Raw genomic sequence first — 21923 nt, forward strand, 5'->3', positions numbered from 1 at the left:
CTTTGGTGAAATATGAATTTAATAAGAAATAAAGCATATAGATTCCCATCTTTTTATTAATTAAATATATTATTAACCTGTATTGTTGCAAGGAAAGTCATACGTTAACATATTGTTTTATATGTAGTAATGTGTTGATACTGTCATTTTTTATATATTATTAAATAAAAGCTATTTATTGTTTTTCTGAAATGTTATGTTTTTTATGGTACGAACAATAACTTACTTATAATTATTGTTATCACATATAAAGATAAAAATGTAATGTTTAAGCATGCATTATTTAAATGAGCTATTATTTATGAACATGGATAAAATCAAACAAGCATATACCTATATTCGAGATTATCGATATAATACTTTTTTAAATAAGGAAGCAATGGAAGTCCTTGCTAATTTAGAGCAATCTAAAGGAAAATTTCCACAAAGTCTTAAAGATCAATGTGATAATTATGCAAAAAATACGCTTGGCGATATAAAATACGCACCTTGGTTATATGTTTATTCAATAATGCGTGGAGAGTTTAAGCAAGGTTGGATCCCTGATAATTATTATGGAAGAGTCGTATTACCAAAAAGTAATGGTATTAGTGGTACAGCTGCACAAATAAAGAACATCAGCGCACTATTGCTTTCTTCGAATCTTTTTCCTGATTTAGTGAGTTATTCTGGTGGAATTTTCAGTATTTCAGCATCAAATAAGATACTTAAATCAGAAGAAGTAAAAGATTTTTTGTTTAAAGATCATGAGACTGTTATCTATAAACTTAATTCATCATACCAAGGTAAAGGCATTCATTTCTTTAATAAAAATGAATTCTGTGTAGATAAAATAGCAAAAATTGGATCAGGTATATTCCAAAAGGTAATCGTTCAACATGATGTATTTAATGAATTATTCCCTAAACCAGGAGCAACAATACGTTTAACGACCGTGTTAACACCGGAAGGTAAAGTTGATGTTCGTGGCGCATATTTACGTTTAGGTATTGGTTCTGATGAATTTGTTAAATCATCAACTAATATTCGTGTTGGCATTAATTTAGATTCAGGTGAGCTATTTAATAATGGTTATACCAGTGATTGGTTTGAAATTAGTGAACACCCAACAACGAAAAAAGCGTTTAAAGGTGTAATGATTCCTAATTTTAAGCAAGCATGTGACGATGTAATTGCATTACATAAAAACTACCCCTTTGTACAATCGATTGGTTGGGATGTCATTATTAATGACCAAGGCAGTGTTGAAATTATGGAATGGAATGCTGTTCATAACGGCATTAAATTTACAGAGGCTATTCAAGGCCCTATGTTTGCAGACATGCCGTGGACCGATAAAAAATTCATTGCAGCATAAATTACTATAGGGTTGAATTGAAAAATTCAGCCCTTCTTTTAGCTATTGATAGTTTGTTGATATTCTTTTAGAGATAATCCAAATTGCTTTTTGAAACGTTGTGCGAATCGTGTTTCTGACTGATAACCACATAGTTGTGCTAAATCAAGTTGCGTATAGTGCTGTTGTTGCAATAAGGTCAATGCATATCCCATTCTTAATTCAGCTAAAACTTCCCTGAATTGGGTTGATTCTTCACGTAACCGACGAATCAGTGTTGATTTACTTAACCCAAAATGTTGACAGACTGATTCAATGCTATGATGTTCGCTTGGCTGTTGTCTAAATAGTGCAGCTAATTTGTCACGCCATGATAAATCTTGAGAACTGAAAAGTAGATGCAACTTTCCCATATTAGCTAAATACTCAAATAATGCATTTACCATGCACTCTTGAACGTTACGTGGTAACGATTTTGGCATATTAACCAAGTTCATAAAGAGATACTCGCCTGCTGGATCAAATAAATAATCAGGTGTTGTATGACAACTTGCATGGCGATGAGAACGATTAATGAGTTCGGTGGTTGGCTTAGTTAAAAAACATAGTTGCAGTGATGAAAATATTGCTTGTGATGGTTGATTAATAAAGGTTTGTTGCGAATGCCCTGGCGTTAATAACCAGTTTTTAGGGTTGATATTAATCCAATCATTTTGCCACTGTAGTTTTTTAACGCCAGTTTGTACCCAAACAATGGATGGATAGATAAAAGGTACATTGCGTAATTGCTGTGATTTTTGACCGGTGTAATGAATACACTGAATTATTGCTGACATACTATCCCCCTTTAAATTTGAGATGACTTTATCAATGCTATAACAAAGAAAGTCTCATAATAGATAACTATTGATGAGACTTTTCTATAATACTAGCATTGACGTTATTAACGTTGATAATGCGCAGTAATAGTCGATTTCGCTAATGCAGTACCATTAAGCATAAAGCTCACTAATGCACATGATGCGTCATCAGGTACTTCCAATTTTTCACAAGGCAATGCCCATACTGTGAATACGTAACGGTGAACACCATGACCTTCAGGAGGACATGCACCGCCGTAGCCATTAAAACCGTAGTCATTACGCATTTCTAAACCTGCAGTAAGATTTGCAGATGCGCCTTCAGCTAATTCATGTGTTGATGCTGGAATATTAATTACCTGCCAATGCCAAAAACCGCAATCAGTAGGTGCATCAGGATCAAAACATGTTACAGCAAAACTCTTCGTGCCTTGAGGTGCATTTTCCCAAGCTAGTTGAGGAGAAATATTATCACCATCGTTACCAAAGCTGTTAAATGAAAAACGCTTTTCGTGGTGTTGGCCTTCAGTAATACTGTTACTTGTCATTGTAAATGTAGACATGGTTATATGCTCTTATTTATTGTCGATGGAGTTACTATACGAGTTTTTTCTCACAAATATTCACCTTTAAGTGTCAATTATTGATTTAATTATGGTAATTGTGACTCTTATTGTGTTTTGTTGAATTTTTTGACTTTAAACGTTGCAAGATATGATACAAATTGATATTCAAAATACCATAAGGATGATTGTTAAATGAAATTGATCCCTCTACTCTTACTCCCAAGTTTATTTTCCCCCTTTGTCATTGCTCAACCAACTTGTACCGTTAATTCTTTTCAAGCAATAAATATTGAACCAACAATAGAGGCTGCTAAATATGATGAGAAAAGTCAAACTGCAGAAATACATCATCAGCCTCCAATGCGTTGTGCCAGTATTACTTTTCAAACGGCACATACATTAAATAAAGTTGTTAATGCTATGCATGATGAATTTGAAGTTACATATGCCGATATGACTACAACACAATCACATCTTATAAAATTTTCAGATGATGCCGTTGATTCGGGTTATATTCAATTACGTCGACATAAACCACAAACTGCCTACGCTTGTTTTTCTACATCAAGTACACCTATTACTTCTATTACATGTAAATTTGAATAACTCACACTTAATAAGCATTACCACTCAAGACCATAAATAGATTAAATTGCCTTTATTACGTAGCTGTATATATAATCAGTGTTATTTTATCCAGTGTAATGAATGGACTTATATGCGTATTGAATTAATGGTTAATAAAAATAATGTACCTGAAGATACATTTCACCAAGTTGAACGCGAATTTACTCGGCGTATGGCTATTTCTTGGCCAGATGCTTTAGTGCGAGTACGTTTAGGTGGCGCAAATGAATTAAGTGTCTTAGGCGGTATAAAGGAAGATAAGCAGCAAGTTGAATTACAACTTGAAGCAATGTTTGATGAAGCTGATGACTGGTTAGAGCAGCCTAGTTACGATATGTAGTACGTTATAATTGCATATTGAGCTTGCTAATTTAATACTGATGATACTACTGATAAGTGCTTATAATAATATTATTGTTAGTTATTGGTGATCTCTATTATGAGCACGTTTATTTCAAAAGATATTTGGTCTGATTTTACTGCTGATCCCGAGTTTCCTGGTTTTAGTTTTCGCGATACTGATGAAAGTAATGCGAATTGTGTAACTGCACTACTTGAACGCTGGGAGGCTGGTACCGTAGAAGATCCACATCATCATCCACATGATGACATGTCTATTATAGTTACAGGTGAAATCGCGATTCAATTTCACCTTCGTGTCGATGGCGAGTTGATTAAAGATGGCGAACCGATGATCTTAACCGCGGGTCAAACTGGTTATATCAAAGCTAATCGCATTCATAGCGTAGTATATACAACTGATTGTGACATGGTATATATCCAAAATAAAACATTTGGCTTTGAAGTTGATAAATAATTATTAACTAAAACCTGTATTTTATAAAAACTCTCATGATTATTTGTGAGAGTTTTTTTATAAATTTTGTTTTCTGCTACTTTGATTACAATATATTTGGAGACACAAGCGATTATTTAATGAAAAAAGGAATAACGCTTTTTTATTTTGTGGTTTTTATCGCATGTCATTGAAACTATTCTGACTTAATAGAGCAACAGTATTATATATTAACAATATGTTAGTTAACTGGTGTGATTATGTTTGATTTTATGGCGATTTTTATATGTCCAAAATGTGGTAAATCTGAATATCTTGTAGGAAAAAATATTATTTTGTGTGTTTGCGGATATCGTGTTGATTATATTAAAGTATAAAACATATCTCTTAATATACAGATAGAATATCTTTTAGCATATCTAACACTCCAACGTGGATATTATGCGGAGTGCTGTAAGCTTTACAATATTCAAACGCAATATCTTCTTGTGTTGCACATGGTAACGTATAATATTTTTCTTCTATCTCTGCTGGTAAGTCTTTTATTGCATAAGTTAGCGCATACATATTCGCAATTGTCTGTAAATCATCGGTTGGCTCTTTGATATCAAAGGGAGTAATTGAATGAATATACCCTAAACGAAAAATCGCCAATTCATGTGCTGTTTTTACCTCTACGTTTGCATATGCTAAACAATTATAAAATAAAGTAGCTCCAAGTATTGATATTGTAATTAATTTCTTCATTACTTCTCAATCCTATTTATATTATGAAAGCTATTTATAGCATATATGTTGTAAATTTCACATCAAGTTAATGTTATGATACTGCAAGATATTTAATTTCATGAGCTCATAATAAATTTTATATTATGCATTAAATCTGCCTACCATCACGATTATGCAATTATTTTTCCATCTATTCTTACCATAAGCACGAGAATATTCTATTAGTGGATTATCTTTTTAATAGTTAGCGTTTTTTATAAATAACGATAAAATGCTTCACTAAATATCAAATAATTCAAATTGCTGGTGAATAAATGAAACCTTTTTCTAGGAAGTTCTCGACTGTAGTTCTCGCAAGTCTCGCATTCGTTTCTACTAATGTCTGCGCAGCACCTTCTGGCGCAAATATGTCAATTTGGATTGATGTTGGTGGTCCGGTTGGTGGCCCTTATGCAACTGTTGTCCAAAATGGAGCGAAACAAGCAGCTGAAGATCTTGGGGCTAATTTACGAGTCGTTTATTCAGACTGGCAACCACAAAAGATGATTGAGAACTTTAAGCAAGCTGTAGCCGCCAGCCCGTCAGGAATTATTATTATGGGGCATCCAGGTGACAGCGCTTATCAACCTTTAGTCACTGAAGCAGAAACCAAAGGTATTAATGTTACGTCTATTGATACCGCTTTACCTGCTAGTATGAATGCGATGCAAAATAAGGGCTTTGGCTATGTGGGTGTAAGCAATGCAAAACGCGGTATAAAATTGGCAGCCGAAGCATTACGTCGCGGTCAATTTAAAGCTGGCGATCGTGCATTAGTATGGGGGATTAAAGATATTGCAGAACGAAGTAAATCAACTAGAGGAATGATCAAAACCTTGGAGCAAGCTGGGTTAACCGTTGATTTTCTTCAAATATCTCCAGAAACAGATAAAGATCCATCATTAGGTACTTCGGCGATTACTTCATACCTTGCCAGTCATGTGAGCACAAAACTGATACTAGTCGATCATGGATCACTTACATCACAAATGGCTAATTTTTTACGTAATGCGGGCGTAAGGCCTAAAGAACTTTTTGTTGCTGGGTTTAGTTTATCCCCTGCAACAGCAGATGCTATTCGTAGCGGATATGTTCAATTAGTTGCTGATAGCCAACCTTACCTTATGGGGTATTTGTCTGTTGTACAAACAGTTTTAAGTAAACATTATGGCTTTTCTGGTCTAAATATTGATACTGGTGCTGGATTTGTTGATCTCAATAATATTGATTTTATCGCGCCATTAGCTGCAAAAGGTATTCGTTAATGTGTTCTAAGGCATTAGTGCTTACTGATATTAATAAGTGGTTTGGTCCGATTCATGCGTTGCGTAACATTAATTTAAGTATTGATGAGGGTGAAGTTGTTGCATTACTTGGTGACAATGGTGCAGGAAAATCAACGTTGATCAAACTTATTGCAGGAATTGAATCATTTGATTCTGGTCATATTACTATTCAGAATAAATGTATTGATAAACAAGGCTATAACGTAAAAACTGCTCGTAAACTCGGAATTGAAACTGTTTATCAATCAGGGTCACTAGGTGAACAGCAATCAGTATGGCGTAATTTATTTTTAGGCCGTCATATTCGAACACGTCTAGGATTTATAGATCAGAAACAAGAACGTCAACAAGCACAGCAGTTACTGCAAAAGCTTGACTTTCGAGGTGTTGGAGCAAACATTGATAGTTGTATTTCACAACTTTCAGGTGGTGAACGACAAGGATTAGCTATTGGTCGTGCGATGTTATTTAATGCAAAATTGGTCATACTTGATGAGCCAACAACAGCATTATCTTTAGGTGAAGTTGAAAAAGTATTGCACTTTATCGAAACATTAAAAGCACAACACCGAGCTTGCTTACTCATTACTCATAACATGAACGATGCTTACCGTGTTGCTGATCGTTTCGTAGTAATGGATCGAGGCACTATTGTTGCAGAATATAATAAAGCTGACATGGATCAACAATCATTACAACATGCACTGCTTACAGCTGTTGGTCGAGGTGCTGCATGAATTCATTTTTTGGACGTCATCGCGCACCGATCATTACTAGTTTAATGTTGGTAAGTTTATGGTTATTGTTTACGATATATAGTCCGCAAACCTTTACCCATATGCGTATTTACACCTCGTTCATGTCAGCGATCCCATTTACTGCGATGTTAGCTTTTTGCTTAACATTATTGGTTATCGCTCGTGAAATAGACATGAGTTTTCCATCGGTTATTGCGCTGGGCGGCTACGTTTTTGCAGCAACATTTCAAACAACACAATCCCCTCTACTTGCTTTTATTGCTGCTGCTATCGTTGGTATTTTATGTGGCATACTTAATGGTCTGTTAGTCGTGTGCTTTAATATACCTTCAATTATTGCAACAATTGGCAGTCAGTTTTTTATTGGCGGTTTAACTACCGTTATTGCTGATGGATTAGCATTAAGTTTACCTGAAGTACGTGATAGCTGGTTCCATACTATGATGGTTGGCCGAATTGCTGATGTGATCCCAGCACAAGCAGTGTGGTGTCTGGTTATTTTAGCCGTTTTATGGCTGATATTATCGCGCCATGTATTCGGAGATAATATTAATTTTATTGGTGATAACCCGAAAGCTGCAGAGATGATGGGTGTACCAGTTGCTCGTACTCGATTGTTATTATTCGTTTTGATGGGATTAATGTCTGCGGTTGTGGGCGTTTTTGTTAGTCTTGAAATGAGTAGCTGGTGGCCAAATCAGGGACAAGGTTATATGTTGCTCGTTTTTGCTTCTGTTTTTATTGGTGGCACATCAGTACTTGGCGGACGCGGCACACTATTAGGTACATTTTTTGGTGCGTGTATTATCGGTATTTTAGAAGCTGGTATTATTAGTGCTGGTCTAGCCGGATTCTGGACGCGATTAGTGTACGGAATCATTATTATTGCTTCTTTAATGATTCATAGTATTTTGCTCAAGCAACATAAAGGTGCATGGAAACGGTTAATTCACTAACGATGATCTTATATACCTAATGATAAAGAGAGCTTATTGCTCTCTTTTTTTATAAAACAACCCAAGGTTGGTGTACTTTTAGCGTAAAAACGATTTGGTTATTATTAATCTCAAATGGCAATTTTTCTTGAAAAGTATCAATCTCATCCTGGTTATTACATGGCCAAAAGAAGTGAATACCATAACTTACATGTGCTAAACCTGATTGATGATCGTCGTCAAACTCTACCATATCAACGCGTAATGATGCTGTTGCAAATTGAAACCTAGAATCTTTCACATCATGTTTTGAATACAACATAGTTGAAAACAGGTGTTCGTGCCCTTGTACATAATCAATAATCGATTCGGCAATAGAAATTGATGGCTGAGCCATAAACGATACTTTTTCTGTCATAATTAATGATCTCCACTAATGATCCTATATTAATAATAGCCTGTATTACTAATAAGATAGTTGAATAGTGATAATAAGTGACATTGTAACTCTTTAATTTTATAGTTTTTAACCAGACATTACATACAAGAAGAAGAATATGACCTCCTGTTTTAAGGGCCAATTATATTAATTTCTCTATTTTTAGCTATTTTATTCGATCTCTTGCTAGATCTTTTATTTCTTATAAATACATGAATTATATGGATTTAATTTATCAGTCTTATATAATATCTCTTATAGCAGATCAAGAATGAAGACTAATAACAATGTCGATCGCCCCTTCAAACGCTTTAATACATAACGACGTAATACTTAGACCTGGATCTTTACGTCAACAAACATCAATAAGCCAACAACTTCGTCAACGTGATCATTTTGTATCAAATCCAGCATTAGCTTATATCTATTCCCTTGCAGCAACTGATACAACAGGTGGTCAAGCGAATGCGCGCTATACTTTAGAGCGTTTTAGTCGATTTTTATTGGGATCTACATTCGATCGAATTGATTGGTTAATGTTGTTAACAAGCCCTACCCTTATTGAAAAAGCAATGGCCGCTTTTTTAATTCATCGAGCCAAAACTAAAGCAAAGATGAAAGGCTTATTTTATGACCCATCGCGGTCATTAAAAAATTTACATATTAATCCACTGAAAAAAGCACTTTCACTTATTGGAGATTATTACTATCAGCAACAACAAATTTCATCATCACAGTTAACTGATTGGCAAGATTCAATCGAGAAATTTTCAGTTCATAACCAAACACAATATGAATTAGATCCAGGTTGGCTCGCACCTATTACAATTGAACAAACATTAACAATCGAATTAACATCTCAAGCTCAAGTTATGCTAGAAGCATTTAGTTGTTTTTGTTTAAGACCTTGTATTGAAAGAATGGATTGGCATAGTGTTCTTTATGCTCCCGTTCTACAAACCTCGATGCAATCATTTTTATCTTCACGTTTAACAATGAAAAGTAGCGATAAAAAGCAAGATTATGCCCCTGCTACAGCCGATAATTTGTTAAGAATGCTACGAGGTGTAGCCCATCATGCATGGTTATCTGAGTCGATTTCAGTTGAAACACTGCAACGGATTAAGGCAATAAAATTACCACGGGGTTCACGACAATCAAGTGGTCGTTACTTAAGCTATACTGACGTTGACCAAATATCGGCGCTAACTTTGGCACAATCAAATAAAATAAAAGCATTAAGAGATAATGCTATATTTTGGTTAATGTATGAGTCAGGCTTACGTCGTGCAGAGGTTATTGGACTTGATATCGGTGACATTGACCTTTATTTATGCAAAATTCGAGTCATGGGTAAAGGTAACAAAGAACGCCATGTACCATTTTCAAAAAGCAGTGATCTTTATTCAGCTATTGAACAATGGCTAGCGATTCGTCTACAACATTCCCAAAATATATCAAGTTTTTTCTGTGGTGTTAATCGTTATCAGCAACTCACTGTACAACGTTTAACGACTCAAACATTAAATGATCTTTGTAAACATATTCATCAACTTGGTTTTTCACGACGAATATCACCTCATGACTTTCGTCACTCTGTCGCGACTAACCTATTACGCTCAGGATATGATTTATTATTAGTGAGTAAATTCATGGGACATAGCAGTATTACGACAACTCAACGCTATGATCGTCGAACTGATGATGAATTACAAGGTGTTACACCAGGTCGATAATAGATCACAATATACAACAATAGTTTCAATACTTGTAATACAACATGTAATGTAAGTAGGATTATCTTGCTATATTATTTTATAATTTCATGGAAATGCTATCGTATCTAAAATAATAAATGGAGTTTTTATTTTGATATTTTTCCGTGTGTTTTTTCTAATTACATTAGCATCTTTTCATACTTCAAGTTCAGCTTTAACTGTTAATCAATATGGAAATAAATACAGTTTACTTCCTTGTACAGGTCTAGAAACCAAAATTAATAGTTTTGAAAAAAGATTAACAATGATGTTATCTAATGCATCAAAAAAGGGAAAGTCTAACTTAAAAAACGAATATCAGGCATTGGAAAAATTGTATAAGCAAAAAAAATGTCATAAAAAGCACCTCGATAATTAACTTATATTATCGAGGTGTAGACAAGGAGTTTTACTTTATAGATTTAAGCTAATAATGTGTAACTTAGATATAAGTTTAGAGCTAAAACAATAGCAACAATAATTAATCCTAGGGTTGAAACAATTTTACTATTTTGATATTTACCCATGATTTTTTTACTGTTAGTGAAATAAAGTAATGGAATAATTGCTAATGCAATACCGAAGCTTAAAACCACTTGGCTCATTACTAATATTTCAGTGGTATTGACAGCTAGTGCAATAACAATAAAAGATGGAATCATCGTAATAGAACGACGTAACCACATAGGAATTGTAAAATTAACAAAGCCTTGCATCACTACTTGTCCGGCCATTGTACCAACGACTGTAGATGATAGACCTGATGCAACTAACGAGATACCAAATAAAATTGAAGCTGCTTTACCGACTAAGGGAGTTAATGTTTTATATGCTGTTTCTATTTCTGCAATATCTTGATTACCAGAGTAATGGAATACAGCCGCAGCCATCGCTACGATAGCTATATTAACAAAGCCGGCAATAACCATTGCTATTAATACGTCATATTTTGTTGATCGCAAGCGTGTTGATACTTTCTCGCCATACGTATTTTTAAATAATGCTGAATGTAAATAAATAACATGAGGCATTACAGTTGCACCAAGAATACCTGCTGCTAAATAAATTTGATGAGGACTATTTAGTGTCGGTACAACTAATCCTTTTATTAATTCATGTGATGCAGGAGGTGCAATAAATAATTCAAAAATATAAATCACAGCAACTAATAGTAATAATGCACCAATAATAACTTCTAATGGTTTTTGACTCTTATTATTAAGCATTAATATCATAACTGTTGCTATGGCTGTAATTATAGCGCCTTCCATTAAGCTGATATTAAACAGTAATTGGAAACCAACAGCTGCACCAATAAATTCGGCAAGATCCGTTGCCATTGCTATTATTTCAGCCTGTATCCAATATGGCATTATTGCCCATTTTGGAAGATGATCACGTAAGTGCTCAGGCAAATTTTTTCCTGTAACTATGCCTAATTTAGCGGATAAATATTGAATTAACATTGCCATTAAATTCGCCCATAGTACCACCCATAAAAGTTGGTAACCAAAGGCAGAACCTGATTCAATATTTGTAGCAAAGTTGCCTGGATCAATGTAACCAATAGCAGCAATAAATGCAGGGCCTAATAAAAGTAATTTCTTTTTCAGTTTTAAGCTAAATGGGGTTGGCTGCATTTCAAGTGCGATAACTGCTTTATTCATAAATGACTCCTTTGTCGTGAGTCTACTTTACGTAATTTGCAAATGAGAATCAATATCATTTAGAGCTCAAACATGATTGTTTATATTTCACTTATGAAAGCAAAGTCATTGATAGGTAATAGCTATTTACTTATCGCTATTTAGAATTTGAATACGAACTTTATCACTTTTAGTATATATAATGTTACTTATATCGAAAAAATGTGATCCTTTTTCAATAATATGCATAAGAGTATTTAATCTTTTTATAAAAATCGATATTGTCGTCATTAATGACTTGTATGTCTTTAACATATTTTTAGTTTGGGTATTAATGCCTATTTAATATAGGTTAATTTGTTGATTTTATAATTCTATAAGATTAACCATTAATAATCAGTATGATTATTAGTAAATACATCACCGCTTTAATTATGATAGCAAAATGGATGTTGAAAAGAAGGATGTAGTATGGAAGCCGAAGTAAGTAATAAAACATTATCTTTTGAGACCGATGTAATTCAATTATATCTTCGCGATATTTCTATGAAACCATTATTAACAAAAAATGAAGAGATTCTCTATAGTCGTAAAGTATTAACAGGAGATGTCAGTGCAAAAAATATAATGATTGAAAGTAATTTACGTTTAGTCGTTAACATTGCTAAACGGTATCGTGGTAGTTCTATTCAATTAAGTGATCTTATTGATGAGGGGAATATCGGACTTATTACTGCAGTAGATAAATTTGATCCTGAAAGAGGCTTTCGATTCTCAACTTACGCGACATGGTGGATTAAGCAAACCATAGAGCGTGCTATTCACAATCAAAGTCGCACTATTCGATTACCCGTCCATGTCTCAAAAGAAATTAATACCATTGTACGGACACATAAACATCTACTGAATACTCAAAATAAAGAACCTAAAAATGAAGATGTTGCACAAAAATTAGATCGTAGTGTTGATGATATCTCTACCCTCTTATCTTACGATGCCCCTATTATATCCTACGATCAGACTATCAATGATGATGCTAATTCACAATCACTTGCTGTATTTTTAACAGATGATAAAGCAGTTAAACCTGATAGTCATTTAGATGAGCTAGATATAAAATACATAACATCTTCTATTTTAGATTCTTTATCTCCAAGGGATAAAGAGATTATTTGTCGTCGATTTGGCCTGCTTGGCCATGAATCACAAACACTCCAAGAAGTTGCCGATGAAGTTGGATTAACACGAGAACGAATTCGCCAACTACAAGTTATTTCATTGAAAAAACTTCGTAATTACCTTCAACGTGATAATTACGATATCTCAATACTATTTGCTGACACTGCATGATAGATTGTTTGCTATTATTTAAAGGAGCACTTAATGTGCTCCTTTTTCGTTATAGTTAAGGTTTGTTATGCATTTAAAATCATTATTAATTGCGGGTTCGGTATTATTTTTTTCAGGGTGTGCTAGTTACGGTGTAACTGAAAATGAAATGCAATCTTACCTAAATAAAGAAACTCAATTTAATCATTCGGTTGGTATTCAAGGTATTGCTTACGCAACGGGTAAATTCGATAATATTAAAGTTGGTATCGGGCGTATAGCTAAAAATAAAGTCAATGTAGCAGCTACAGCAACTGCTGATTTAGAGTTAATGGGACAACCAACTCAAAATATCGCTATAAAAGCTAACTTTAGTGCCATTCCTTATTACAACCAAGAGCAAGGTGCTATTTATTTAAAAGATCTTAGCATTGAATCATTAGCTGTCACACCTGAACGGTTAAATAATGTATTGACGAAACCTGTGATTACTCCGATTGTTTCTTTTTTAAGCCAAGTATTATCAACAAAACCTGTTTATAAACTAAATGACAATGAATTAGAGCAAGCTCTCTTGAAAAAAACAAAACCTGAATTAGTTATTCAAAATCACAAATTAGTTTTAGATTGGTAATAAATAGTTATTAAGATAAAAAGCTCTTTATGTAAGAGCTTTTTATTGACTAAATTTTGATTGCTCTAAAAAATGTGTACCAGCGGCATCATCAATCATCTTTACAGCCCTTTCCGCCTCAAAAGATCGTTTCATAGCCTCCGCAGCATAATCTCTTGTTGTTGGAGTTTGACTCGTAATAATTAGCATTAATACAAAAATAATCGTAGCAACAGATAATATAGCAACAGTATATATTCGTCGAATGATACGCGCTTCACTTTGTTTAATTTCAGTTTTCACGGCACGTAAAACATCATAGTTGGTGATATTTGAGCGCACTCTTTGGTTTTGTTCCATCTTAAACATTCAGTATAATTAATAAGTAACTTTTCAGTCTAACAAGCATTACTGAATTTAAGCTTACATAAGTACAAATTTGTAAGTATAAAACTTTTCACATAAATATATAAAGTTATAGTGCATTAGATATGAAAAAGACAGAGCCTAAAGGCTCTGACTTTCTTATCAATTAATAACGAATGTATATACTATTAGGAATATCGCTAATAACCATACAGGACAATTGTACTTCTTGATTAATATATAACCGATAATAACGGCAATAATATCTCCAATCGATTTAATTGAACTCGTAATTACAGGGTTAATTAATGCGCTCGCTAATAAACCAACAACACATGCATTAATCAACACAATTGCTTGAATTAAACGTGGATGACTAAATAAAGCCTTCCAAGCTGGCAAAAATGCGAATAGAAGCAAACTACCTGGTAAAAAAACAGCTATCGTTGCAATAATACTCCCCATAATTGGCATTTGGGGTATTGCTGAAGCCCCCAGATAACTGGCCATAGTAAACATAGGTCCAGGAACCAGTTGAGCAGAAGCATAAGCACTCAAAAAGGTGTTATCCGTTACCATACCATCAAGCATGGGCTGTAATAGCGGTAATACAACATGCCCACCACCGAATACGAAGCTCCCCGCCTGATAAAAGATAGAAAATAATTTAATGTTCTCATTCGTAGCAGCAATTAATGGTAATAAAATTAATAATCCTGAGAAAATAACGACAAAGCCAATATGTGGCCGAATAGGTTTAATCAAATGCTTATCGACTATTGGCTGGGTTTTGAATGACCATAAGAAACCGGCAATACTTGCTACAATAATCGGTAAAATTTGGCCAAATAAACCACTACTGAACGTCACCCAGATCATCGTTAATAATGCTGTCGAAATAGTAGCTATTGAGATTAAATTCTTCTTCACCATTCCCCATAAAGCATCAGTAACCACAACAACCGCCAGTAGTTTAGCTGCAGTAATGATGTATTCGACAGTAACAGAGCCACTAAATTGGTTATTAGCAACAGCTAGAAATGTTAATAAAACAAAGGAAGGTAAGGTAAAACCGATAAACGCAGCAATAGAACCCAAATACCCCGCCTTTTTATAACCGATATACATCCCAAGCTGGCTACTTGCAGGGCCAGGTAAAAACTGACATAGCGCAATCGCCTGTGTAAAATCCTCATCACTAAGCCATTTATTTTTAACTACAAACGCTTGTTGAAAATAGCCTATATGTGCTGCAGGTCCACCAAAACTACATAAACCTAGCACTAAAAACTGCCAAAAAACCGTTAACATCAATCACATCTCCTATAGTGAAGTAACTATTTTAACGGTTGTTTATCTATTACTGAAATCGTTTGTACAGATACATATCATTATTGTAATCGATGAAAGCAGGCTTTGTTGTACCATGTCATTTTCATGACGATTATAATCCTTTATTATACAAATCATGTTTTTCTGTGTAATAACAAGCAAACTACCCTGCTTTGCTTGCTCTTCAAAGAGTCGATGCTTATGTTAGAAAATCTTCAACAAATGGTTATCCTTGCTGCAATTGGCCATGAACAAAATTTTACCCGTGCAGCAGATAGATTAGGCATCTCTAAATCTCAAGTAAGTAAACAAATTCGTTATTTAGAGGAACGTTTAGGCTGCCAGCTCGTTCAACGTAGTACACGCACAGTGGCCTTAACGGAAATCGGTTTACAATATGCCGATTACGGTCAGCAACTGGTTGATACTGTTAATGAAGCTGAAGCGATGGTGGCAGGATATCGTAATGAAATAAAGGGCGTGTTACGAATTGGCATTGCACAATCTTTTGGCAATATTCATATAACATCAGCTTTGGCTGAGTTTCAAAAAAGCAATCCAGAATTAGAATTAGAAATAAGCTTATTTGATCATCGACCAAATTTATTAGAGGAAGGATTTGATTGTTGGATAGCCATTCATGAACATCCACCTGAAGGCATGGTCGCGCGGAAATTAGCTAACTGCGAATTTGTGGTAGTTGCATCACCTGATTATATTGCGTTACATGGAAAACCAGAAACCCCTGGCGATTTACGCCGCCACAATTGTATAACTTATCAAAGTCGTGAACGTAAATATGTTAATTGGGCTTTTTCTCGTGATGGTGTACAGCAATCAATTCGAGTTAGAGGTAACTACCGTATAGATAACGCACCTGCGGTATTGGATGCCGCTGTCAGTGGCTTAGGTATTGCTTACTTATCGACCTATTTAATGACTAATGAAATCGAAAGCAATAAACTCATTCAGTTACTTCCAGAATGGAAAACGACGGTTGATTTGCCAATTTATGCAGTTTACCCTCGCAGAAAATACTTAGCACCAAAAGTACGTTGTTTCATTGATTTCATGGCTGAACGTATGGCGCAGGCACCTTATAAAACGCCGAGGCCGATGCAATAGCCGATGAATAATAGTATTTTATTTATACGCTAATAAAAAGCAACAACGCGGCCATATATCGCCGCGTTGTTTCTTCTACAGTAGCAGCATTTATTCTAGATGTTGCTTCTTCTGTGCAGGTAAAGCATACATACGACGTAAGATATCTTGTACGCCTTGTGGCTGATCTGCTAATTTCTGTGCAAATAACTGCTGTTCTTTGGCTGTAATTTGGTCAGACTCAATATCTGCTGCGATGTAATTTGATGGGAATAAATGATAATTTTCAGTTATTTGTTTATCAATAATAGCAGCAAGTTCATCTGGAGTCTCTGGTGCATCAGTGATCACATCACCAAAGCTAATATGGATTCGTCGTTTCTGACCCACAATACCTTGCACAATACTTTCTATATCTTCAAATTCAGATTTTTCATAAGTACCCGTAGTCGCTTTTTGGTACAACTCTTGTGCTTTAGCCAAATCACAAGGATCGTTTTCATATGAAATAGCCACAGGAACAATGTTAAGCCCACTCATAAACTCAGCAAACGGTAATTTTTGCTTACGTCCTTCCATAAAGAACATTTTTAAAATAGCAGGATCAGTTTTATCGTTACCGTCTTTCGCTCGCCCTTCTTTTTGTGCTATCCAAATATTATTGCCGGTCATTAAAGAATGAGAAATATAGCTAGAAAGTAAGCCTAATGACTTCATTAACTCACGAGGACCTTTTGATGAACGCTTTACAATAAAACTCTTGTTCAAACGCATCAATTCAGTAGCACATGGTTTTTTTAGTAAATTATCACCAATCGCAATGCGGACAGTATTGAAGTTCTCATGGAACAAACACCAATTCACCATTGCTGGATCCATAGCAATATCACGATGATTCGAAACAAATAAATAAGCTTTATTTGGGTCAAGTTTATCTAAACCGGTTGTTGTTACACCGTCACATGAATGATCGATAGTTGCTTGCATATACCTAGCAATATAATCTTGCACATCTTTAACACTGGTCACATTAGACCATTTTTTAACAAGAAAACGTTTTATTAACGGAATTAGCAACCAGCCAAACATACCGGAAGCATGAGGAAAGCGGTATTTTAAAATCGCATTGATAAAATCTTTATCATCAATAAGACGCTGGATAGCCCCTTTAACTTCGTTATCATTGTAAGGGCGGATTTCTTTATAAATATCGTTATCTATACACACAATAAGGCTTCATCTTGAAAAAACTTGGTTATTTTACTGATAAATTCTATTTTACCAAATAACCTAAATCAATAAGGAGTATGGTTGGAGACCGAACCACGTCTAGTCGTTGAATTTTCAACCACTATTAATCATAAAAAGTGCGTTCTAATGCAAAAACGACCAATCATACACTGATTTTGATTATTGTCGCCTATGCAATGTTGACGATGTAACAAAAACAGCCGAATATGTGCAAGATATCGAGTTAGAGAGACATTATGAAACAAGCCATTGAGTTTTCCAAAAACGAGCACCCTTTTCTTTTTGTTGGTTCTCGCCGAAAAAGCCACAACGCCTACTTTATCGTTGTTGCTAGCGGCTGCATATTAATACGCTTAGGTAAACATGAGCACCTCGTATCCAAAGGACATGGTTTTTGGGTACCCTTTGATTGTTTACATGCATTAACAGTTTTACCTGGTACTCGTTTTTTTAAAGTCGCTTTTTCAATCCGTTTACGACAGCCACTATGTCGTGATGCTGGATTCTTTGTGGTTAGCCCATTACTTGATGCTTTATTGGTTGAACTTGAAAAGCAACCTATAGAAAAACATGACTGGAATGGTACTGAAGGACGCCTACTTAAAGTTATAGCGGATCAAGTATCAAGCTTATCAGCTTCAACACAATCGTTGTCACCTGCGATTAATAAACAATACCATAATGCACTTGCGTTATTACTTAATGGCAACAAAATTACCGAACAATCGGCAATTCAAAATATTGAACCCGTATTAGGTATGACCTTAAAAGAATTTGAGTCCTGTATTACCATACGTGAGGCGGTTAAATTAGTCCGTTCTGGAAGGAAGTTACCGCAGATTGCCGCGCAGTTGAATACATCTGAAGTATTACTTGAAGCACTTGCCATGCCTATTTTAGGAAAACCTTTTTAACAATAAAGATTTTTCTATTAAAAGAATGCCCATTCACATTCGGGGCATTCTTTTAACGACTCATTAATTAAACGGTACGTGAATTTGTAACGATATCCCGTCATCAACACTACTTTTGGTATGCCAACGATAATCTAAACGTACATGAGTGCTATCGCTTCCAGGATTTCCAAAACCCACACTCATTTGAACACCATGATTTAATACCCACTGCTCAGCATCCACAATATCTTCAACTTCTTCATGATCATATTTTTTGGGTAACCAAAAACCTAAACCATAGTACATTGAATCATTATATTCAGTGAAAATAGGATGATCAGCGAAATCGCCATTCCATTTATTCCAAAACTCGCTGGTATTGTAGCCATGGTCTTGCTTCCAATCACGGAACCGTTGTTGGGCCCGCCCACTAGAATTATTCTTTTTATATAATAATGGAATACCAGAGTATTCATCATCGGGACCGCATAACGACCGATCATATTGAAAAAAATTATTATCTATTGGAGATATTTTAGTTGGAATAAACTCACAAGAAAAAGCAGACGCTGATGACGAATAAAATAAATTACCTACTAAGACAAGCATACATACTTTAACTTTATTTATGCGCAAATATTAACGTCCTTTTGAACTAACTATTAAACTGATATCTGTGGTCATTAACTAACATTTTATTCACTGTTGGTGTTGTATAATCACTAATATCTGTTTTATTTAACAATGCCTCTCGTATCAACGTACTTCGTACTGGTACCGTTTCAGGGCATGCCATAACCTGCCATCGTTTAAGAATGTCTTCTGCTTTATAAAAACGTTGAAAGCTTAAAAAATTATCCGGCCCTATAACAAACGTTATATCACTATCAGGATAATCTAATTGCAGGGCTTCAAGCACAGCAAATGTTGTAACGGCATTATCCCCAATGGCGATTTCTTGTTCTAATGTAGATAATTCTAGATTAGATTGACCAATATCACAGATAAATGCACGTACAAGATCACATCGAGCATTATAATCAAGCATAACTTTCCCCCACGCATGCTGATAGCTAGGAAGTAGTAATACCTTATCAAATTGGCCTAAGCGCTCTAACACTGAACGGTGGCCTAAACTTGGAGGATTAAATGCGCTACCAAAAACTGCCAGTGTATGTTTCATATTTCAATTAGCTAACCTCTTTATGAAAAATTATCTTAAGACGATTTTATTTGGTCTAATTTATTAATATGGTGCTGTTTTTGTGCTAAAACCACATTATTTCAAATATATTTACGATTGAGGATTGATCCTTAGTTAGAGTTATCGCATGATTTTGATAAAGGTGTAATGGCTGAGTTCTCATTTTTCCATTATATCGTTTTAAGTGATTAATATTTGGGCAAAAGCCTTAAGGATTCATGACCCATGGAACAACTTATCCGTGAAGAGATGCGTGTACTACCAGTTATCGATGTTGAATTTGAAATTCAGCGCCGTATTGCTTTCATCCAGAAAAAACTCAAGCAGTCTGGTTGTAAATCTCTAGTACTCGGAATTAGCGGAGGTGTTGATTCAACAACTTGTGGCCGTTTAGCACAACTTGCTATCAATGACTTAAATGCTACCACTGCAAATAATGAGTATCAGTTTATTGCTGTTCGCCTGCCTTATGGTGAGCAACAAGATGAGGATGAAGCACAGCATGCTTTGCAGTTTATTCAGCCAAGCCAATCTGTGTGCGTAAATATAAAATCAGGGGTTGATGGGCTACATGCCAGTACTTTATTTGGATTAGAAGGTACAACTTTAATCCCAGCAGATCCTGCTAAAGTTGATTTTGTAAAAGGCAATGTTAAAGCACGCGCACGTATGATTGCACAATATGAAATTGCAGGCTTAGTCGGTGGACTCGTTATCGGTACGGATCATTCAGCCGAAAATATTACGGGGTTTTATACTAAATTTGGAGATGGTGCTTGTGATCTGGCCCCTCTTTTTGGTTTAAATAAACGCCAGATTCGCAGTATTGCAGCAACATTAGGTGCACCTGAACATCTTGTCGGTAAAGTACCTACAGCTGATTTAGAAGAATTAGCACCACAAAAAGCAGATGAAGATGCATTATTAGTCACTTATGACCAAATTGATGACTTCCTTGAAGGTAAACCTGTTGATGACTTTGTTCGTGATCGTCTAATTAGTATCTATCGTGTTACTCAACACAAGCGTCAGCCAATCCCAACCATTTACGACATCGATTAATTTATTAGTCTATTTGATGGTAAATAAAAGGCCTAACATAATGTTAGGCCTCTTTTTTAGGAACCAATAATTTACTTACATAATACTGTTTCAGGTTGACCAATAATGAGTGCATTGAGTTCTACCCATAAATCATCGCAAAGACCAGGACGGTATACTGCTTCTTTAAAAGCAGGATGTTCATATTGATACATTTTATAATGACGTGGTGAGCTTTGACTGCTTGAGCGTACATTCGCTAAACGATCACAAACCTTCACAATTAATGCTAAACGTGCAGCATCTTCTTCAACATTTAAAGCGGCTAATCGTTGATTAATTTCTAATTTACGCTTGGCACGATCTTCTAATTTAACATCTGTAACATAGTTAACAGCATCTGCAATAGTAAAACCAAAACGATCAGCTAGCTCATCAAAACTTGTGTCAGTATCTTCAATTATATCATGTAGTTGAGCTACAATCATTGCATCCAAACCAAATGGTTGAGCTAGTTTTGCAACCGCATTAAGGTGAACGGCATACGGAAACTCACCATATTTCTGATCTCCATGACGACTTTTTGCAAATGCTTGTGCAACTAAATAACGACTATCCATCAATACTTCCTCGGTACTTTTTTATTTTAATGCGTTATTGTAGAAGTAAAACATACCTTGATGCTAGTCGTTTATTTGAAATGAAATGATCCAAAAATAAAAAGAGCCTCTCGACTCTTTTTATTTATTAGATAGTTACGAATGATATCTTAGTGTTACTCTTCTTCATCAGCCGGAAGCTCACCTGCAGCCTGACGGCGCTTCATATCAGCCTCACGAATTTCATGAGCGACAATCATGATAGCTTCACCGCTGCTGATACCTTTAGCCATAAGATCATGAATACGCTCAGCAGCTACTTGTTGTTCTGCATGCGTTAATGTCGGCGTGTGATTATACATATCATTCTTCTTAACTTCGTAATCGGATGAGTATTTTAAAAGTAAAGTGAAA

General features: G+C 35.0%; 25 protein-coding genes. 13 read left to right on the forward strand and 12 right to left on the reverse strand.

All coding sequences use genetic code 11. The annotated features are described in order from the left end of the window. Positions 1-301: 301 nt before the first annotated feature. On the forward strand, positions 302-1357 hold the full coding sequence (locus PPBDW_RS15835; protein WP_162271180.1) for a sugar-transfer associated ATP-grasp domain-containing protein: 1056 nt from the start codon (positions 302-304) through the stop codon (positions 1355-1357). A 38-nt stretch (positions 1358-1395) separates the two neighbouring features. Here the strand turns inward: PPBDW_RS15835 and PPBDW_RS15840 are convergent, their stop codons facing one another. Then, entirely contained in the window at positions 1396-2172 is a 777-nt protein-coding gene (locus tag PPBDW_RS15840; RefSeq protein ID WP_036790186.1) for an AraC family transcriptional regulator, read from the reverse strand. 107 nt (positions 2173-2279) lie between these two features. Then, on the reverse strand, positions 2280-2759 hold the full coding sequence (locus PPBDW_RS15845; RefSeq protein WP_036790189.1) for a YbhB/YbcL family Raf kinase inhibitor-like protein: 480 nt from the start codon (positions 2757-2759) through the stop codon (positions 2280-2282). Positions 2760-2954: 195 nt separating this feature from the next. Here PPBDW_RS15845 and PPBDW_RS15850 point away from each other — a divergent pair, with 195 nt between their 5' ends. From PPBDW_RS15850 to PPBDW_RS15860, 3 genes are all read left to right on the forward strand, one after another. Further along, positions 2955-3368 (forward strand): hypothetical protein, encoded by a 414-nt coding sequence (locus tag PPBDW_RS15850; protein WP_036790192.1) that lies wholly within the window; start codon positions 2955-2957, stop codon positions 3366-3368. A gap of 112 nt (positions 3369-3480) precedes the next feature. Beyond that, complete coding sequence (locus PPBDW_RS15855; RefSeq protein ID WP_036790195.1) at positions 3481-3729, forward strand: DinI-like family protein; 249 nt, start codon at positions 3481-3483, stop codon at positions 3727-3729. 99 nt (positions 3730-3828) lie between these two features. After that, a complete protein-coding gene (locus tag PPBDW_RS15860) occupies positions 3829-4206 on the forward strand; it encodes a cupin domain-containing protein (protein ID WP_036790198.1) in 378 nt (125 codons plus the stop codon). A 366-nt stretch (positions 4207-4572) separates the two neighbouring features. On the opposite strand, the gene PPBDW_RS15865 is transcribed toward PPBDW_RS15860, so the two are convergent. Further along, on the reverse strand, positions 4573-4932 hold the full coding sequence (locus tag PPBDW_RS15865; protein ID WP_036790202.1) for a hypothetical protein: 360 nt from the start codon (positions 4930-4932) through the stop codon (positions 4573-4575). A gap of 296 nt (positions 4933-5228) precedes the next feature. On the opposite strand from PPBDW_RS15865, the gene PPBDW_RS15870 reads away from it, so the two are divergent. From PPBDW_RS15870 to PPBDW_RS15880, 3 genes are read left to right on the forward strand one after another with little or no spacing between them, the layout of a single operon-like run. Beyond that, positions 5229-6218: a sugar ABC transporter substrate-binding protein gene (locus PPBDW_RS15870; protein ID WP_036790205.1), complete on the forward strand. Its 990-nt coding sequence runs from the start codon at positions 5229-5231 to the stop codon at positions 6216-6218. Continuing rightward, positions 6218-6976, forward strand: coding sequence for an ATP-binding cassette domain-containing protein (locus tag PPBDW_RS15875; protein ID WP_036790207.1), 759 nt, complete (start codon positions 6218-6220; stop codon positions 6974-6976). The genes PPBDW_RS15870 and PPBDW_RS15875 overlap by 1 nt, the downstream gene beginning before the upstream one ends. Then, a complete protein-coding gene (locus tag PPBDW_RS15880) occupies positions 6973-7953 on the forward strand; it encodes an ABC transporter permease (RefSeq protein ID WP_036790210.1) in 981 nt (326 codons plus the stop codon). Before PPBDW_RS15875 ends, PPBDW_RS15880 begins: the two co-directional genes overlap by 4 nt. Before the next feature lie 49 nt (positions 7954-8002). Here PPBDW_RS15880 and PPBDW_RS15885 read toward each other — a convergent pair whose 3' ends face one another. Further along, positions 8003-8350: a hypothetical protein gene (locus PPBDW_RS15885; RefSeq protein WP_036790213.1), complete on the reverse strand. Its 348-nt coding sequence runs from the start codon at positions 8348-8350 to the stop codon at positions 8003-8005. Between the two features lie 308 nt (positions 8351-8658). Between PPBDW_RS15885 and PPBDW_RS15890 the strand changes: the two genes are divergently transcribed. After that, positions 8659-10107, forward strand: a complete 1449-nt coding sequence (locus PPBDW_RS15890) for a tyrosine-type recombinase/integrase (protein WP_054262130.1) — start codon at positions 8659-8661, stop codon at positions 10105-10107. A 443-nt stretch (positions 10108-10550) separates the two neighbouring features. On the opposite strand, the gene PPBDW_RS15895 is transcribed toward PPBDW_RS15890, so the two are convergent. After that, positions 10551-11795, reverse strand: a complete 1245-nt coding sequence (locus PPBDW_RS15895) for an Nramp family divalent metal transporter (protein WP_413771864.1) — start codon at positions 11793-11795, stop codon at positions 10551-10553. A 450-nt stretch (positions 11796-12245) separates the two neighbouring features. On the opposite strand from PPBDW_RS15895, the gene rpoS reads away from it, so the two are divergent. Together rpoS and PPBDW_RS15905 are read left to right on the forward strand one after the other, a co-directional pair. Beyond that, positions 12246-13124: an RNA polymerase sigma factor RpoS gene (gene rpoS, locus PPBDW_RS15900; protein WP_054262131.1), complete on the forward strand. Its 879-nt coding sequence runs from the start codon at positions 12246-12248 to the stop codon at positions 13122-13124. A gap of 67 nt (positions 13125-13191) precedes the next feature. Continuing rightward, a complete protein-coding gene (locus tag PPBDW_RS15905; protein WP_036790217.1) occupies positions 13192-13737 on the forward strand; it encodes a YceB family lipoprotein in 546 nt (181 codons plus the stop codon). A gap of 42 nt (positions 13738-13779) precedes the next feature. Here the strand turns inward: PPBDW_RS15905 and PPBDW_RS15910 are convergent, their stop codons facing one another. Both PPBDW_RS15910 and chrA read right to left on the reverse strand, forming a co-directional pair. Next, positions 13780-14076, reverse strand: a complete 297-nt coding sequence (locus PPBDW_RS15910) for a hypothetical protein (protein ID WP_036790220.1) — start codon at positions 14074-14076, stop codon at positions 13780-13782. 168 nt (positions 14077-14244) lie between these two features. Then, on the reverse strand, positions 14245-15393 hold the full coding sequence (chrA, locus tag PPBDW_RS15915; protein ID WP_036790222.1) for a chromate efflux transporter: 1149 nt from the start codon (positions 15391-15393) through the stop codon (positions 14245-14247). Positions 15394-15615: 222 nt separating this feature from the next. On the opposite strand from chrA, the gene PPBDW_RS15920 reads away from it, so the two are divergent. Next, positions 15616-16539, forward strand: coding sequence for a LysR family transcriptional regulator (locus PPBDW_RS15920; protein ID WP_036790224.1), 924 nt, complete (start codon positions 15616-15618; stop codon positions 16537-16539). 90 nt (positions 16540-16629) lie between these two features. Here the strand turns inward: PPBDW_RS15920 and PPBDW_RS15925 are convergent, their stop codons facing one another. Continuing rightward, entirely contained in the window at positions 16630-17745 is a 1116-nt protein-coding gene (locus tag PPBDW_RS15925; RefSeq protein ID WP_036790228.1) for a 1-acyl-sn-glycerol-3-phosphate acyltransferase, read from the reverse strand. 260 nt (positions 17746-18005) lie between these two features. Between PPBDW_RS15925 and PPBDW_RS15930 the strand changes: the two genes are divergently transcribed. Next, complete coding sequence (locus PPBDW_RS15930; protein WP_036790229.1) at positions 18006-18683, forward strand: cupin domain-containing protein; 678 nt, start codon at positions 18006-18008, stop codon at positions 18681-18683. Between the two features lie 63 nt (positions 18684-18746). Here PPBDW_RS15930 and PPBDW_RS15935 read toward each other — a convergent pair whose 3' ends face one another. Together PPBDW_RS15935 and PPBDW_RS15940 are read right to left on the reverse strand one after the other, a co-directional pair. Continuing rightward, positions 18747-19301 carry a hypothetical protein gene (locus PPBDW_RS15935; protein ID WP_146145984.1) on the reverse strand — a complete coding sequence of 185 codons (555 nt, stop codon included), beginning with the start codon at positions 19299-19301 and terminating at the stop codon, positions 18747-18749. Positions 19302-19320: 19 nt separating this feature from the next. Then, on the reverse strand, positions 19321-19848 hold the full coding sequence (locus PPBDW_RS15940) for a nicotinate-nicotinamide nucleotide adenylyltransferase (RefSeq protein ID WP_036790231.1): 528 nt from the start codon (positions 19846-19848) through the stop codon (positions 19321-19323). Positions 19849-20094: 246 nt separating this feature from the next. Here PPBDW_RS15940 and nadE point away from each other — a divergent pair, with 246 nt between their 5' ends. Next, the gene (nadE, locus tag PPBDW_RS15945; protein WP_036790233.1) at positions 20095-20931 is read left to right on the forward strand and encodes an ammonia-dependent NAD(+) synthetase; all 837 of its coding nucleotides are present in this window, start codon (positions 20095-20097) and stop codon (positions 20929-20931) included. Between the two features lie 71 nt (positions 20932-21002). Here nadE and PPBDW_RS15950 read toward each other — a convergent pair whose 3' ends face one another. Beyond that, complete coding sequence (locus tag PPBDW_RS15950) at positions 21003-21530, reverse strand: HD domain-containing protein (protein ID WP_036790234.1); 528 nt, start codon at positions 21528-21530, stop codon at positions 21003-21005. Positions 21531-21685: 155 nt separating this feature from the next. Then, on the reverse strand, positions 21686-21871 hold the full coding sequence (locus tag PPBDW_RS15955) for a YoaH family protein (protein ID WP_036790236.1): 186 nt from the start codon (positions 21869-21871) through the stop codon (positions 21686-21688). Positions 21872-21923 lie beyond the last annotated feature (52 nt).

The organism is Photobacterium kishitanii, assembly GCF_000613045.3.
GTDB classification, from domain to species: domain Bacteria; phylum Pseudomonadota; class Gammaproteobacteria; order Enterobacterales; family Vibrionaceae; genus Photobacterium; species Photobacterium kishitanii.